Source organism: Actinocrinis puniceicyclus (assembly GCF_018283645.1).
Classification (GTDB): Bacteria; Actinomycetota; Actinomycetes; order Streptomycetales; family Catenulisporaceae; genus Actinocrinis; species Actinocrinis puniceicyclus.
The window spans coordinates 1-458 of record NZ_JAGSXH010000390.1; the positions used below are offsets into that span (position 1 = coordinate 1).

The 458-nt window shown below is 71.8% G+C and carries 1 pseudogene; it reads right to left on the reverse strand.

The window, feature by feature from the left end:
• Positions 1-458, reverse strand: a pseudogene (locus tag KGA66_RS29425) (VWA domain-containing protein); the annotation flags it as partial.

Here is a 458-nt window from a genome sequence, read left to right on the forward strand (position 1 = left end):
GGGCCGTCGGCGGAGGCCAGCGACCGCAGCCGTGCCGCCGCCTCGGACGGGTCGCCGTCGGTGGACTCCCCGTCCGTCAAGTTGAGCACGATCGGCGGAAAGGACCCCGGCCGCTCCCCCACCCAGCGCTCCACCAGCGCCACGGCCTGCCCGAACGCCTGCGCCATCGGCGTACCACCGTGCGCCACCGGATCAACCCACACCGGGAACCGGGCCGTGGTCTCCACCAGACCACCCGCGCCGTCAGGCACCTTCTTCGCGCGCTGCTCCACCCGCAGCGGATTGTCCGCGACCTGGCTCAGCGGCACCAGATCCCGGCCCGCCAACGCCCCGCCGAAAGCCGAACCGACCCGCGCACCGTAACCGAGCACCGCGACATGGAAATAGTCGCGCACACCCTCCTCCTTGGCGCACTTGAGCGACAGCTCGAACAGCAGCCGGTTCAACGCGTCCGCGAC